This is a genomic window from Sphingopyxis sp. (assembly GCF_035944815.1).
Lineage (GTDB): Bacteria > Pseudomonadota > Alphaproteobacteria > Sphingomonadales > Sphingomonadaceae > Sphingopyxis.
Map to the genome: position 1 here is coordinate 696,289 of NZ_DASZAU010000009.1, position 14,344 is coordinate 710,632.

At 63.5% G+C, this 14,344-nt stretch carries 14 protein-coding genes and 2 tRNA genes; 8 read left to right on the top strand and 8 right to left on the bottom strand.

Annotation, left to right across the window (positions count from 1 at the left end; genetic code table 11):
- Positions 1–79 precede the first annotated feature (79 nt).
- From VGU00_RS14000 to VGU00_RS14010, 3 genes are all read left to right on the top strand, one after another.
- A complete protein-coding gene (locus tag VGU00_RS14000) occupies positions 80–823 on the top strand; it encodes a hypothetical protein (protein ID WP_327469482.1) in 744 nt (247 codons plus the stop codon).
- Positions 820–1,998, top strand: a complete 1,179-nt coding sequence (locus VGU00_RS14005; RefSeq protein ID WP_327469484.1) for a M48 family metallopeptidase — start codon at positions 820–822, stop codon at positions 1,996–1,998. Before VGU00_RS14000 ends, VGU00_RS14005 begins: the two co-directional genes overlap by 4 nt.
- Positions 1,999–2,083: 85 nt before the next feature.
- Positions 2,084–2,590, top strand: coding sequence for a hypothetical protein (locus tag VGU00_RS14010; protein ID WP_327469486.1), 507 nt, complete (start codon positions 2,084–2,086; stop codon positions 2,588–2,590).
- A 21-nt stretch (positions 2,591–2,611) separates the two neighbouring features.
- Here VGU00_RS14010 and VGU00_RS14015 read toward each other — a convergent pair whose 3' ends face one another.
- Complete coding sequence (locus VGU00_RS14015) at positions 2,612–4,300, bottom strand: amidohydrolase (RefSeq protein ID WP_327469488.1); 1,689 nt, start codon at positions 4,298–4,300, stop codon at positions 2,612–2,614.
- A gap of 71 nt (positions 4,301–4,371) precedes the next feature.
- A complete protein-coding gene (locus VGU00_RS14020; RefSeq protein WP_327469490.1) occupies positions 4,372–4,569 on the bottom strand; it encodes a hypothetical protein in 198 nt (65 codons plus the stop codon).
- Positions 4,570–4,735: 166 nt separating this feature from the next.
- Here VGU00_RS14020 and VGU00_RS14025 point away from each other — a divergent pair.
- Both VGU00_RS14025 and tig read left to right on the top strand, forming a co-directional pair.
- Positions 4,736–4,820 (top strand) — tRNA-Leu (locus VGU00_RS14025).
- A gap of 87 nt (positions 4,821–4,907) precedes the next feature.
- The gene (gene tig / locus VGU00_RS14030) at positions 4,908–6,485 is read left to right on the top strand and encodes a trigger factor (RefSeq protein WP_327469492.1); all 1,578 of its coding nucleotides are present in this window, start codon (positions 4,908–4,910) and stop codon (positions 6,483–6,485) included.
- Positions 6,486–6,546: 61 nt separating this feature from the next.
- On the opposite strand, the gene VGU00_RS14035 is transcribed toward tig, so the two are convergent.
- From VGU00_RS14035 to VGU00_RS14050, 4 genes are read right to left on the bottom strand one after another with little or no spacing between them, the layout of a single operon-like run.
- Positions 6,547–7,440 carry a carbon-nitrogen hydrolase family protein gene (locus VGU00_RS14035; protein ID WP_327469493.1) on the bottom strand — a complete coding sequence of 298 codons (894 nt, stop codon included), beginning with the start codon at positions 7,438–7,440 and terminating at the stop codon, positions 6,547–6,549.
- Positions 7,437–8,024 (bottom strand): GNAT family N-acetyltransferase, encoded by a 588-nt coding sequence (locus VGU00_RS14040; RefSeq protein WP_327469495.1) that lies wholly within the window; start codon positions 8,022–8,024, stop codon positions 7,437–7,439. The genes VGU00_RS14035 and VGU00_RS14040 overlap by 4 nt, the downstream gene beginning before the upstream one ends.
- Positions 8,021–8,422 (bottom strand): ketosteroid isomerase-related protein, encoded by a 402-nt coding sequence (locus VGU00_RS14045; RefSeq protein ID WP_327469497.1) that lies wholly within the window; start codon positions 8,420–8,422, stop codon positions 8,021–8,023. Before VGU00_RS14045 ends, VGU00_RS14040 begins: the two co-directional genes overlap by 4 nt.
- A gap of 32 nt (positions 8,423–8,454) precedes the next feature.
- Positions 8,455–9,072 carry a DNA-3-methyladenine glycosylase 2 family protein gene (locus VGU00_RS14050; RefSeq protein ID WP_327469499.1) on the bottom strand — a complete coding sequence of 206 codons (618 nt, stop codon included), beginning with the start codon at positions 9,070–9,072 and terminating at the stop codon, positions 8,455–8,457.
- 102 nt (positions 9,073–9,174) lie between these two features.
- On the opposite strand from VGU00_RS14050, the gene VGU00_RS14055 reads away from it, so the two are divergent.
- Positions 9,175–9,492, top strand: coding sequence for a 2Fe-2S iron-sulfur cluster-binding protein (locus VGU00_RS14055; protein ID WP_327469501.1), 318 nt, complete (start codon positions 9,175–9,177; stop codon positions 9,490–9,492).
- 3 nt (positions 9,493–9,495) lie between these two features.
- On the opposite strand, the gene rlmB is transcribed toward VGU00_RS14055, so the two are convergent.
- Positions 9,496–10,263: a 23S rRNA (guanosine(2251)-2'-O)-methyltransferase RlmB gene (gene rlmB / locus VGU00_RS14060; RefSeq protein ID WP_327469503.1), complete on the bottom strand. Its 768-nt coding sequence runs from the start codon at positions 10,261–10,263 to the stop codon at positions 9,496–9,498.
- An 81-nt stretch (positions 10,264–10,344) separates the two neighbouring features.
- Between rlmB and VGU00_RS14065 the strand changes: the two genes are divergently transcribed.
- A tRNA-Tyr gene (locus VGU00_RS14065) sits at positions 10,345–10,430 on the top strand.
- A gap of 283 nt (positions 10,431–10,713) precedes the next feature.
- On the opposite strand, the gene VGU00_RS14075 is transcribed toward VGU00_RS14065, so the two are convergent.
- Positions 10,714–11,805 carry an AraC family transcriptional regulator gene (locus VGU00_RS14075; protein WP_327469504.1) on the bottom strand — a complete coding sequence of 364 codons (1,092 nt, stop codon included), beginning with the start codon at positions 11,803–11,805 and terminating at the stop codon, positions 10,714–10,716.
- A gap of 237 nt (positions 11,806–12,042) precedes the next feature.
- Here VGU00_RS14075 and VGU00_RS14080 point away from each other — a divergent pair, with 237 nt between their 5' ends.
- Entirely contained in the window at positions 12,043–14,301 is a 2,259-nt protein-coding gene (locus VGU00_RS14080) for a TonB-dependent receptor (RefSeq protein ID WP_327469506.1), read from the top strand.
- The last annotated feature ends 43 nt before the right edge of the window (positions 14,302–14,344 follow it).

Consider the following 14,344-nt stretch of genomic DNA (forward strand, 5'->3'; position numbering starts at 1 on the left):
GTGAATCTTTTTACCATGCATCTACTTGGGGCGTAGGGAGGATCACCTCCCGAGTCCGAAATATCCGGGGGGTCGGGGGATGCTTAACAAATGGCTGTCGGCCGTCGTTCTGACGGCTTCTCTTCTTGTCGTGGCGCCGGTAGCGCACGGGCAAGAGAAAGGCGCAGTGCGCGAAGGTTTTTCTGCTGCATCGCTTAGCGGAAAGAAAATTTTACTGTTTCGTCCATCGGTATGGGTGGGCGAACAATCGACCGGTGGGATGGCTGAACCTAACGCCGACTGGACTACGCAGGCGCGCGAGCTTTTAAACGCCGAGCTGACGCGCCGTCAGGTCGAATTCAGCAACGAGCTGATCATCGAACCCGACCTCGTCGGCGAAGATTCCAAGCTGTTTTCCGAGCATCGGGCCCTTTTCAATTCGGTCGCGAATTCGGTCGTTCATTACCAGTTCTTCGCCGGAAACAGGCTTCCTACCCGAAAGAACAAGGCTTTCGACTGGACGCTGGGAGAGGGTACAAAGGCGATCGCCGAGCGGACTGGTGCGCAATATGGTCTGTTTGTCCGGACCGAGGACCAATATGGTTCCTTTGGACGCAAGATGTTTCAGGTGCTTGCGATCGGGCTGGTCGGCGCGGGCGTCAGTTCGGGCAAGCACGTCGGCTATGCCGGGCTGGTTGACCTGCATACCGGCGACCTAGTCTGGTTGAATGCCGACGAACAAATGGGCGGTGATGTCCGGACCGAAGAGGGCATGCAGAAACGTGTCGGTCAGTTATTGGAGGATTTTCCGGGGCTGAAGCCGGTCGTTACGGCTGCAAAATGAAGGCCCGGGCGATTCTGGCGGTGGCGCTTTTATCGGCGGGTTTTGGGTCGGCCTCTGCGAAGGAGGCGCAATTCGAACGCCCAACCTTTGCCGGCGCCTATGAGCCGCAGGGGGTGGATGAGCGCGGCCTTTGGATGGAACTGGACGACCACGAGCGTGGTTTCCGTGACTCTCCCCTGATCGTTCGCGACGAGGAACTCACGAAATATATAACGCGGGTTCTGTGCAATACAGTAGGGCAGGACCGATGTGCGGCGGCACGCATCTATGTTGTTCAAGACAATATTTTCAACGCGACGATGGCGCCCAACGGATTGATGGTTGTCAATACGGGTTTGCTTGCTCGCTTGCACTCCGAGGCCGAATTGGCGACTATTTTAGGCCATGAATTTGCTCACTTCGAACTTCGGCATAGTTTGAATAAATTCAAGAAGCGTCGGACAGGGAGTGACATTTTGATGTGGCTGAGCCTGAGTGGAGCGGCGGTTGGCCAAAATGTGGGGGCGGTTGCCGAAAGCGCTTTTTTAACCGGCCTCGCTGGTTTTAATCGAGAGCAGGAACAGCAGTCAGATTTCCTTTCCGCAGGCTATATTCGCGCTTCATCCTATCCGCTTCGAGCGTCTGTCGTGTGGAAGCGATTGATGGAAGAAGACGATGCACTGCGCGAGGAGCGCAAGCAGCGAAAGATCCGTCGGTTCACGCCCGGTGCGACAGATACGCATCCAACAAATTTGCAGCGTTTCGCCTATTTTTCTGAAATCGAAGCGGAGCCCGGCGCGCAGGAGGGCGATGACGGCGCTGCAGCCTATCGGGATGCGACTTCGCGCGTTCTGCCAACTCTGTTCGGTAGCTTGGTTAAGGGCAATGAGTTTGCCGCGGCCGACTATGTCATCCAGAGTCGTGCCCAAGCACTCGGCTGGGATGGTTTGCTTCTGCATGCCCGCGGCGAACTCTACCGGTTGCGCGGAAATCCCCGCGATTTGGTGACTGCACGCCAGTTCTACGAGCAGGCGATAGCGACGGGTTCGGCGCCGGCCGAGGCGTGGCGTGGCGCTGGCCTGACAGCGATGCGCGGGGGTGATAGCGTTGCCGGTAAGGCGGCGCTGCAGGAATATCTGGTTCGAATGCCGCAGGCCTCCGATGCCGCGGCGATGAAAATGCTGTTGGAGAATTGACATGGCTATTTATCATCGTTCGATGATTTTTGTGGCAATTGCGCTCGCGGCTTGGAGCCCATCGGCGAGCGCAGGGTGGAAGCTGATGAGCGCGAAACAGGCCGCGCAAGTCGACGGCTTGAAAGTGACGCCCGAAAGCGACTGGAATCAGGGCGGACGGCCGGGCAAGCAGGGGCGCGTGTGGACGCAGGACGGTACAGGCCTCAACGCGCTTGAGTTTTTCTCGGGAATTCCGACTGGCGGCTCGCTGTACAAGGAGCGCGACAAGAAGAATAATCCGATGCCAAAGTTCGACAGCGGCCTGCTGCTGCCCGAACTCGCCGATTTTTTTGAGCGCAGCTTTCGTGCGGCGAACCAGCTTTCCGATTTCACGATTGTCGAGTCCGCCCCAACCGACCTCGGCGGGAAAAAAGGGCTGTTGGTTCGATATCGTTACACGATGCCGAATGACGAATTGACGCGCCTTGGTGAGGCTCGTCTCGCGGTCGTGGATGGTAAGCTGTTTGTCGCGAACTATTATGCGCCGCAATTGCACTATTTCGGTGCCGGACTGCCCGAAGCGCAGGCGATGATGCAGCGGGCGCGGTTTTAGCTTCTTCTGGAAACGGCTGGCTTAGCGTGTAGTCGCCTTCCACACGCGCTTTCCTTCCTTCACCGTTTCAATAACCCGGATGTCTTTGATCCCGTCGACCGGCGTCGTCAGCGGGTTCTTGTCGAGGATGACGAAGTCGGCGAGCAGGCCGGCTTTGATGCGGCCCTTGCGATCTTCCTCACGCGCCTGCCATGCGGGGCCGGTGGTGAGTGCCTGTAGCGCCTCATAGGCGGTGAGGCGTTCTTCGGGGCCGCTGACGGTGCCGGTGGGTGAGACGCGCGCCATCGAGGTCCAGAGCATGAAGCGCGTGTCGAGCGGGGTGACGCTGTAGTCGCTATGGTTCGAGGGCGTGAGCCCGGCGGCGCGCGCCGAGCGCAGCGGGCTGATGAAATCGACCACCTCGGCGGGGAAGTTGGTGCGATGGACGTCGGCCCAATACCATGTGTGGTTCGAGAAATAGGCGGGGCCGACGCCGATGCGCTTGTAGGCGGCAAGCTGGTCGCGGCGCTGGAACTGCGAATGGATGACGATCGGGCGGCGGTCGTCGGCGGCGGTGATGCCGAGCGCGTCAAACCCCTTGATCGCCATGTCGATCGCGGCGTCACCATTGGCGTGGACGAAAAGCTGCCAGCCGCGGTCGGTCGCCTTGCGCGCGAGCGCCTCGAACTCTTCCTGCTTCACGATCGGCTGGCCGTGCCAGGGATGCGCGCCATCGGGGGCGCCGCGCGCATAGTCGCGGGTGAAAAAGGCGGTGCGCGCCTGCGGGCTGCCGTCGAGGATGAATTTGATGCCCTGACGCTTCACATGGCCCTCGTACGTGCCGAAACGCTGCGCGGGATCGGCGAGCAATGTGTCGAGCCCGGTAAAAACGGGCAGCAGTGCGAGGTCGATCCTGAGCCGTTCGCGTGCGGCGGCGCTGGTGAAGAAGGCGAGGTCGGCGGGTTGGGTCGCGCCGTCCTGCGCATGCGTATAACCCTCGGCAAAATAGCGCGCCTGCGCGGCGTCGAGCATCGCGAGCTTCTGCTCGGCGGTCGGCTGCGGCAGCGCGGGCATCAGCCGGTACATCGCCTTTTCGAGCAGCACGCCATTGAGGCGCCCCGCGGCGTCGCGCAGCATCAGTCCGCCGGGTTCGGGCTGGCTCGCGTCCGACAGGCCCGCGGCGGCGAGCGCGGGGCTGTTCGCGACGAGGCCGTGGAGCGAGATGTGGAGCAGGACGATCTTGTGGTCGGGTGACACCGCATCGAGCTCGGCGCGCGTGATGTGCCGCTTTTCCGCGAGTTTCTCTTCATTATATTGCCACACGACGACCCAGCCGCCCTTGGGGATGGCGCGGCGGGCGATATGGTCGCGAACGACGCCTTGCAGGCCGGCGATGTCGGTGACGGGCGGCAGCGCCTTGTCCCAAAGATCGAGCCCGCCCGCCATCTGGAGCGCGACAGCAAAGTGCGAATGCGCATCGATGAAGCCGGGAAGCATCGTCGCGCCCCGAAGGTCGTGGATCGCGGCGTCCTTGCCGGCGGCCTTGCGTGCCTGTTTTTCGGGGCCAGCGAAGGTGATGCGGGTGCCGGTGGTGACCACCGCCTCAACGGTCTGCGGCGTGTCGCCGTCCATCGTGACGATCGGGCCGCCGCGGTAAAGCGTCGTTTCCTGCGCCAAGGCGGGCGCGGTGGTTGCCAGCAGCAGTGCGATGGCGGCGGTCGGTCGTATCATATCGTCTCTCCCCGGCGCCATCGTGGCGGCGGGGGAGGGGGCGGGTCAAGTGATTAGCAAGCTAGGCTTCGTCAAACCTGCTGCGGCGGCACCTCGCTCGGCCCGCGGCCGGGCTGGTCGATATCGCCGCCGCCGGGGCGGCCGGGGATTTCGCTCGGCTGGCCGGCGGGGTCCTCGACCGGGGTCGGCTGCACCGGCTGTTCGGGCGGCGATTGCGGTTCGATCGTATCGGGCTTCGGCTTGGGAAGCGGGTCGGGGTTGTTCGTCATCGTCTGTCTCCTTGGGTTAACCAACGAACGGGCGCGCCCACTGTTCCGGCCACGGATTGTGCGGCTTTGTGCCCTTGCCCTTGGCCGCGCGTCTGCTATAGCCCCGCGCGGCCCGCACGGGCGTGCGCGGCAGCGCGCGATTTCGTGCACCCGGCCGAAAGCACCTGCGGGCGTGGCGGAATTGGTAGACGCGCTGGTTTTAGGTACCAGTATCGCAAGATGTGGGGGTTCGAGTCCCTTCGCCCGCACCAATCTGCAATGCAGGCCGGGATTACAGGGAACTCCGCCGCTCCGGCGGGGTTCGATACGAGATTTTGAGCAAGGATAAGACCAAGGCAATGAAGACCGTCGAAACGCTGAACGAAGGCCTGAAGCGCGAGTATCGCGTGACCATCACCGCCAAGGATATCGACAAGCGCGTCGACGACGAGGTGAAGAGCATCGCCCCGACCGTCCGCATGCCCGGTTTCCGCCCCGGCAAGGTGCCGCCGAACCTGATCCGCAAGATGCATGGCCCGGCGCTGAGCGCCGACGCGCTGAACAAGGCGATCGACGCCGGCGTTCGCGACCTGATGGGCAAGGAAAAGCTTCGCCCCGCGCTGCAGCCCGCGGTGACGCTCGCCGATGATTACGAAGCCGGCAAGGATGCCGAGATCACCGTCAGCCTCGAAGTGCTGCCCGACATCGAAACGCCGTCGATCGACGGCCTGAAGCTCGAGCGCCTGACCGTTCCCGCCGACGACAAGGCCGTGATGGCCAAGATCGAGGAATTCGCCGCGCAGATGAAGCGCTTCGAGGAAGCGCCGAAGACCAAGAAGGCCGCCACCGGCGACCAGGTCATCATCGACTTCGCGGGCAGCGTCGACGGCGTCGCCTTCGACGGCGGCACCGGTGAGGACATGGCGGTCGAAATCGGTTCGGGCCAGCTCATCCCCGGCTTCGAAGACCAGCTGGTCGGCACCAAGGTCGGCGACGACAAGGTGCTGAAGGTGACCTTCCCCGACGAATATCCGGTCGAAACGCTGAAGGGCAAGCCCGCCGAGTTTGCGATCACGGTGAAGGAACTCAAGGTTCCGGCCGCGTCGAAGATCGACGACGAGTTCGCCAAGTCGCTCGGCCTCGAAAGCCTCGACAAGCTGAAAGAGCTGATGAAGGATCAGGTCGAGCAGGAACTGAACGGCCTGACGCGCACCTATATGAAGCGCAAGCTGCTCGACCAGCTCGCCGCTTCGCACGACTTCGAAGTGCCCCCGACGATGGTCGAGGCCGAGTTCAACCAGATCTGGCAGCAGCTCGAGCATGAAGTCAGCCACGAGGAAGATCCCGAGGCGGCGAAGGCCGAACTCGAAAAGGATCGCGACGACTATCACGCGATCGCGGTCCGCCGCGTCCGCCTTGGCCTGCTCCTGTCGGAAATCGGCCAGGCGCATGGCGTGCAGGTGTCGAACCAGGAAATGCAGCGCCTGATCGCGCAGGCCGCGCAGCAGTATCGCCCCGAAGACCGCACGCGCTTCATCGAATATGTGCAGCAGGACGCGCTCGCCGCGGCCCAGCTCCGCGCGCCGCTCTATGAAGACAAGGTCGTCGACTTCCTGTTCGAAAAGGCCGAGATTAGCGACCGCGAAACCACCCGCGAGGAACTGGAAGCCGCGATCGAAGCCGACGACGACGGCCACGTCCATGGCCCGGGCTGCGGCCATGACCACGACCACGACCACAAGCCCGCCAAAAAGGCAGCCGCGAAGAAGCCGGCCGCCAAGAAGGACGCGGTGAAGGGAGAGGCCAAGGAAGAAAAGGCCGAAGCCCCCGCCAAGAAGGCGCCGGCGAAGAAGGCTGCGGCTCCGAAGGCCGAAGCTGCGGAAAAGCCGGCTGCCGAGAAGAAGGCTCCGGCGAAGAAGGCCGCTGCCAAGAAATAAGCCTGATCAAGGCGAAGCAAAAGGCCGGGTGGAGCGATCCACCCGGCCTTTTTGTTGTCGGTCAGCGGATCTGAAGCCGGAGCGGCGGCGCCTGCGGCTGCTCGCCCCAATGCGCGGGGCCGCGCACGGCGCCGTTTTTGCGCAGTTCGGCCAGCGCATCGAGGTCGAGGTCGGCGTAGGTCCAGCCCGGCGTGTCGAGCGCGCCGACCGCGACCACCCCGTCGGCGGGCATGCCGAGGTCGGGCGGGGCGAAGATGCCCGCCGCGCCGACATTGGCATCGACGACCGCCGACCATGGTGCGGCGCCGACCGTCGGCGACTGGACGGTAAAACATTGGGTCTCGAGCGCGCGTGCCATCGCGCCGATGCGCACACGCCAATAGCCGGCGAGGCTGTCGGTGCAGCTCGGGATCAGCAAGATCTCGGCGCCCGCCGCGGCGAGCGCCTGCGCGGCGGCCGGAAATTCGCTGTCGTAGCAGATGATCACGCCGACCTTGGCAAAGCCGAGATCGAACAGAGTGACCTGCGGCGCGCCCGGCGCGATCGTCCAGTGGGTGCGCTCCCACATCGTCAGGATCAGCTTGTCCTGATAGCCCGCGCCGCCTTCGGGGCCGAAGAGGCGCGCGCGGTTGACGATCAGGCCGCGTTCGTCGCGCTCGACCATCGATCCCGCGAGGATGTGGACGCCGTAATGCCGCGCGAGCCCGGCGTGGAGCGCCGCGACGTCGCCCGCCATGTCGGCGAGCGGCTCGACCTGCGCCGCGGCGTCGCGCGAGACCGCGGGATCGAGCAGCGCGGCAAGGTCCATATTGCCATATTCGGGGAAGACGAGGAGCCCGGCACCCTTGCCGGCGGCTTCGCCGACCCAATGTTCGAGCCGCGCGGCATAGGCCTTCCAGTCGGTATAGGGCTCGATCGGCCAGGCGGCGCTGGCGACGCGGACGATGCGGGTCATAGCGCGCGGCTCCAATATTGCAGGGTGTGGCGACTTTCGCCTGCTTCGCCGACGCATTTCCAGTCGAAGGCCGCGGTGACGCCAGCGAGCGGCGCATAGCCGCGCCCGCGCCAGAAGGCGTCGAGCGGGCGATAGCCGGCCGGGCGGGCAGGGTGATCGTCGGCGCGGATCACGCTGCAAAAAGCGGCGTGCGCGGCGCCGTGCGCGCGGGCCTGCGCCTCGCGATGGTCGAAAAAGGCGTGGCCGATGCCTAGCCCACGATAGCTCGCAAGCAGCACCGATTCGCCGAAATAGAAAATGCGGTCGATGGCGTGACCTGCCGCAGCGAGCGGTGCCTGCCAGGCCTTGTCCTGCGTGGCGAGCGGCGCCGCGGTGGCGGCGCCGACGATGGTGCCGCCATCGCGCGCGACGACGATCACGGCGCCCTCTGGGGCGGCAAAGTCGGCGAGATAGCTTGCCTCGTAATCGGCGTCGCCGTCGTAGAGATAAGGAAAGTCGCGGAAGACCGTAATGCGCAGCCGGGCAAGGGCGGGGATGACCTCGGCCAGCCCCGCGCCGGTCACCGGCGCGACCGTGACGCTCACGCGCCGACCTGCTGCATCCAGTCGGCGAGGTTGTAATAGGTGGTAACGCGGTCGATCAGCCCGTCGGCATTCACCGACAGGAAGGCGCCGCCGGGCAGGCGATAGGTCTGGCCGTTTGCGTCGGGCAGGCCCTCGTCGGTCGCGAGATAGGTGCCGTTGACGACGAATTCGGCCGCTGCGCGGTCGCCCTCGGTAAAGATCACCATGTCGGTGAGCTGCTCGCGGTAACAGCGCGTCATATGCGCATTGAATTCGGCGAACAGCGGCTTGCCGTGGCGCGGTTCGCCCTGGTTGACGTCATGCCGCATATCGTCGGCGACGAGCGCGAGCATCGCGTCGGTGTCGCCGGCGTTGAAGGCGGCATAATAAGCGGTGACGATGTCGCGGGTGGTGGTCATGCGAATCTCCGTTCGAGGTTTGCAGCCCCTTATCAGATCACATCCATATTATAGCAGTGCCAGCTGAAGATCGCGGCGGCGCCGCGGTGCGGGCGCCAGGGTTCGGCGAGTTCGCGCGCCTTTTTCTCGCTGGGTCGCGCTTCCAGTTGCAATATACGGCCGACCGCTTCCTGCACCGCGAGGTCGCCGGCGGGCCAGATGTCGGGACGCCCCTCGGCAAAGAGGAGATAGATTTCGGCCGACCAGCGCCCGATGCCCTTCACGCGCGTGAGCAGCGCAATGGCTTCTTCGTCGTCGACGGGGAGCGCGTCGAAGGTCAGTTCGCCGTCGAGGATCAATTGCGCAAGGCTTTTGGCATAGCCCTGTTTCTGACCCGACAGCCCGCAGGCACGCAACGTGTCGAAATCGGCGGCGGCCACGGTTTCCGCCGGGCAACCCTCGCCGAACTGCGCCTCCAGCTTGTTCCAGATCGAGTTGGCGGCGGCGACGCTGACCTGCTGTCCGACGATGGTGCGCAGCAGGGTGGTGTAACCGGGGGCGCGGATGCGCGGTTCGGGATAGCCCGCATTGCCGAGCGCGCGCGCGAAATTGGTGTCGCTCGCCGCGAGCGCATCGATTCCCGCGTTCAGCTGCTGCTGGCTGAGTCCCATCGCGATATTCTCCTTTTGTTCCCAAGGTTGCCTTTAGCAACGCTTGATTTGGCGCGCAACGCGCGACATAGCGCCAGCAACACCAAAGATATGGGGACTAGCATGGCGAAGCTGATTGTCGTGACGCGCGACGGAACCGAGCATGAGATCGAGGGCGATACGAGCCTGACGGTGATGGAAAATATCCGCGACGCCGGCTTCGACGAACTGCTCGCGCTGTGCGGCGGCTGCTGTTCGTGCGCGACCTGCCATGTCCATGTCGAGGCGGGCGACAAGGCGGCGATGCCCGCGATGAGCGAGGACGAAAACGACCTGCTCGATTCGACGACCGATCGCGACGACAATTCGCGGCTGTCGTGCCAGATCCCGTTCAGCGATGCGCTCGACGGCCTCCGCGTGCGGATCGCCGCCGAGGACTGAGCCTTATTGGCTCGCCGTTGCGACCGCGTAGAGCGCGATCGCCGCGGCGTTCGAGATGTTGAGGCTCTCCATCCGCGGCGAGATGGGGAGCTTCGCCAGCACGTCGCAATGTTCCATGACATTGTGGCGCATGCCGTCGCCCTCGGACCCCAGAACCAGTGCGACCTTGCTGCCGTCGAGTGTCGAGCCGAGCGTCGTTTCGGTGTCGCCCATCAGCCCGATGCGCCAATATTGCGCCTCGGCGATTTCCTCCAGCGCGCGCGACAGGTTGACGACGCGCACCCACGGCACGGTTTCGAGCGCGCCCGACGCCGAGCGCGCGATCACGCCGCTTTCGGGCGGGCTGTGGCGGTCCTGCGTGATGATCGCCGCGGCGTCGAAGGCGGCGGCCGAGCGCAGAACCGCACCGATATTGTGCGGGTCGGTGACCTGGTCGAGGACGATCAGCGGACGCTTGCTGTCGGTATCGCTTTCTTCCTGCAGCAGGTCGCCGAGATAGATGCTTTCGAGCGGGTCGACTTCGATCACCAGCCCCTGATGCGGCGCATCGCGCGCGACGAGCCGCGCGAGGTCGGTGACGTCGGCGTAGCTGATCGGAATCACCGGGGGCAGGTCGAGCTGGCCGAGCGCTTCGCGGGTGCCCCAGATGCGCTTGACGGTGCGTTCGGGATTGGCGAGCGCGGCCAATACGGCGTGGCGGCCCCAGAAACGAATGGCCTGACCACGCTGATTTCCGCCCTGGGGGCGGCGATGACGGGAAAATTGTCTCATGATGTGGCGCCTTTCCCATGACTGGCATTGACAGGCAAGTCTCGTTTCGCCATTGGGCCACTTCCCAAAGCGGGCCCCAATGGACAGGTGGCCGAGTGGTTAAAGGCAGCAGACTGTAAATCTGCCCGGGTTTCCGTACGCTGGTTCGAATCCAGCCCTGTCCACCAAACTCTCATTTCCCCACATCCCCGTGACTACGCGAAAGCCCAGCATTTCTGAGGCTGGCAGCGAGGCTCCGCGAGGAGACGATGGGCCGGCTCGCTCTCGAATTCGCGATTGCTACGGCCGCTCGATCGGGGGAGGTGAGGGGCGCCGTCTGGGATGAGATCGACCTCGAGAACCGCCTGTGGACGATTCCGCCGGATCGCATGAAGGCCGGCCGCCGCTAGATTGCGCCCGGCCATGCTACAAACAAGCATGGCAGGAGCCTAGCCCTTTGTTGGCGGCATCCTAAGCCGATTGCGCGCCGCGTTGACGCAGCTTGGAGGGTGTCGTGCCGAAATGGCGATGCACGGCCACGGAAAAACTCGAGGAGCGATTATAGCCGACGGCGTAGGCAATCTGGGTGATGGGATCATCACCCTCGCTTAGAAGCGCGAGCGCTCGTTGCATGCGCAAGTCCTGAACATAGTCGAATACCGACTGGCCGAAAATCTGGCGGAAGCCGGTGCATAGCGCGCTGCGGCTCAGCCCCACTTCGACTGCAAGTGCTTCCAGCGAAGGAGGCGAGACGTAGTTCGATTCCAGAAATCGCTGCGCCTTTACGACCCCCCGTGCGGTCAGCTTGGTCGCTTCGGGCGACTGAAAACACTCGGTCTGGTCGAACGCTTCAAGCGCCTGGCAGACTATTTCCAGCGCCTTCGATTGCAGAAATATTCGACGGCGACGTCCGTCGAGAGGACAGGTTTGGACATCCTCCAGACAACGCAGCATAGCCGCGCTGAGAGGCAAGGCGCGCCCGGTCGTGTGTCGCAGCTCTCCTTCGAGAAAGGTTTGCAGCAAGGCGGGAAGCTCCTGTGCGCTTCCCGCATACAGCGTCTTGAGTACCTCGCGGTGCACGACGATGTGGATGTAGCGCGCGACTCCCGCGAGTGTCACCGCGGCGGGTGGCTGGTGGGCCGGTTCAACGATTAGAACGGTACTTGGCGCCTCGAAGCTCAGGGGCGCGCCACCGCCCGCGACATATTCGCCGTCGCCGTTGCTGGCGAGGTAAATGAGCAGACTGTCGGGCGAATTGAAGTACGCCGACTGCGGCGTAGAATATTCGGTCTCCGCAAAGGTGACGAAAAATCCGTCGGTCAGACCGCAAAATTCGTAGCGACCGCTTCCGAAGGCTTCTTTTACCTGCCAGCGATAATGACCGTCGCCAAGAGGCTCGAACGTCTCGATAAGCTGATCGGGATAGTCGATCCTGTCGATTGCGTAATCGGCGACGGCATATCGCACCGACGTTTGCGCAGCATCTTTCGCCGGAGGCGGGAAACGCCGCATCGGAACCACCTGGGAACCCGTCTGAACGACGCTGTCAGGAAAGTTGGCCATGGAGCAAGTTTGTGCATCAAGGCCGTCTGCGTCAAGGCGGCACGTCTTATCCTTCATCGTAACAGCGAGCGATCTGGCGGCGCGCGAAGCTCTTTTGGCGGCTCGGAAAAGCCACGCGGCCGGGCATCGGCTAATTTGACCCTCAAGACAATGTTGCCGGGCCAGGGGAAGCTGGTCCTGAGCAAATTTTGAATGTCGGCACGAAAACGAGGTCGACAGATGGGGAGATGAAATCTGATGCGCATCGGGACCAAGACGATCTGCTGTATGTCGGCAAGCCTGCTGGCCTTATGTATCGGCGCGACAGGTGCCGCGGCGCAGGCAACGGCATCAGCGGGCCCGGATTCGGGAGAACAGGGCTCGGGTGAAATCGTGGTCACCGCGAGCAAGCGCGAGCAGAAACTGCGCGACGTGCCGTCAGCAATCACCGTGCTGGGCGGGGACACTTTGGCCAATCTTGGTGTCCGGTCGGTCCGCGATTATGCGACGCTGACACCCGGGTTGACCATCCAGGACAGCGGCAGCCCGGGCAATGGAAAGATATTCATTCGCGGCCTCACAACGGGCAGCCTGCAGCAATCGGCGACGACGGTCTATTATATCGATGACGTCCCGTTCACCGCGAGCTCGGCCAATGGCGGGGGCGCGTTCATCGCGCCGGATCCTGAACTGACCGACATCGACCGGATAGAGGTGCTCAAGGGTCCGCAGGGGACGCTGTACGGTGCTTCCAGCCTTGGTGGCGTCATCCGGCTCGTATCGAAGAGTCCCGATACGTCGGGGTTCTCGGGCAGCGCCAGAACCGAGCTGACCGCGATCGACGGTGGTGGCGTCGGCTATTCGGCCAGCGCCACGCTCAACATACCGCTAGTGACCGACCGGCTCGCAGTGCGCGCCACCGGATTCTATCGCGAAGCGCCCGGTTTTGTGGACAATATCGGCACCGGTACGGAGAACGTCAATCGCAGCCGTTTCAAGGGCGGACGCCTCGCTCTCCGGTGGACACCGACCGAGCAATTGACCTTTGATGTCGTCGGCCAGTTGCAGGACATCGACACGCGCGGTCCTGCGCTGGAGACGAGCGTCACCGGTACGCTGAACCCGCTCTATGGTGAGCGCGAATACAGCAATTTCTTCGATGCTCCGACCCGGGTGCGCTACCGGCTGGCCTCGGTCACCGGCCGGTACGACACCGACCTTGGACAGATCATTGCCACGGGGGCCTACCTCGAGAGCAAATTGCAAACCGAGCTCGACGTAACCTCCACCTATGCGCCTTTTTTTCCCGTGTTCGCGTCGGTGGGTTATGTTTATCCCGCGAATACCGGCGTGGCCGTCGTGTCGACGATACCTGCGGTCAAGAAAACTGCCGAACTGCGGTTCGTGTCGCGGCGGCTGGGGAGCGTCGAGTTTGTCGCGGGCGGATTCTACACGCATGAGCGGATCGCCTCGCCGACCGATATCGTGGCGCGCGACATGACGACCAATGTTCGACTTCCCGATCCGCTCGGCACGATCATTACGACGCCGGTCAACGACACATATGAGGAGATTTCGGCCTTCGGCAATCTGACCGTCTATCTGGCGGACAATCTTGATGTTACCGGCGGGTTGCGTTTTGCGCATAGCACCGAGGACTTCAACGCCTCTTATGGCGGCGTATATTATACCGCGTTCCTCGGCGGCACGGTTACACTCCCGTCCGTCCATTCGAGCCACGACCAGCTGACCTATCTGGCGACCTTGCGCTGGAGGCCGACCCCGACGCTGAGTTTTTTCGCACGCGCGGCGAGCGGTTATCGCCCGGGTGGTCCGCAGGTCGCCGCGATCGTGCCCCCCGGGGCGCAAACCCAGATCGACCCGGACACGGTGTGGAACTATGAGCTCGGGTTCAAGGGTGACTTTCTCGACCGGAAGCTAAGCCTCGAAGCGTCGCTGTACCGCATCGACTGGAACGACATCCAGCTCTACACGATATTCAACAGCTCGCAGCTTCTGGCAAATGCCGGCAAGGCAAAGGTCGATGGTTTCGAAGTGCAGGCCACGGCCCGGCCGACGGAGCGGCTCACCGCCACAGCCAGTCTTGGATATACCAATTCACGGCTGGCCGAAGTCGACCCCGGCGTGACCGCCATCATCGGTGCGGCGGCGGGCGACCCGATTCCCCAGACGCCGCGTTGGACAGCGTCGGCCACCATCGATCAGCTCATCCCGCTCGGTAGCGACCTGCAGGGCCAGCTCGGCGCAACCTTCCGCTATCAGTCGCACCGTTTCACATCCTTCCCGGGCAGCGTCTCCGACCCGAACATGCGCTTGCCCGGGCGCACCACTTTCGATCTGCGCGCAGGACTGAATTACCGCAACTATCAGGTGCAGCTGCGCGCCGAGAACATCACCGATCGCAAGGGGGTTGCGAACTATATGCCGGGCGCCCCTGCATCCTCCTATCTGATGCGGCCCCGCAGTTTTGCGATCGCTCTGAGCACCACATTCTAGATTGCCCTGTCGGCCGCCCGCATCGCCATGTCGGTGCGGTGCA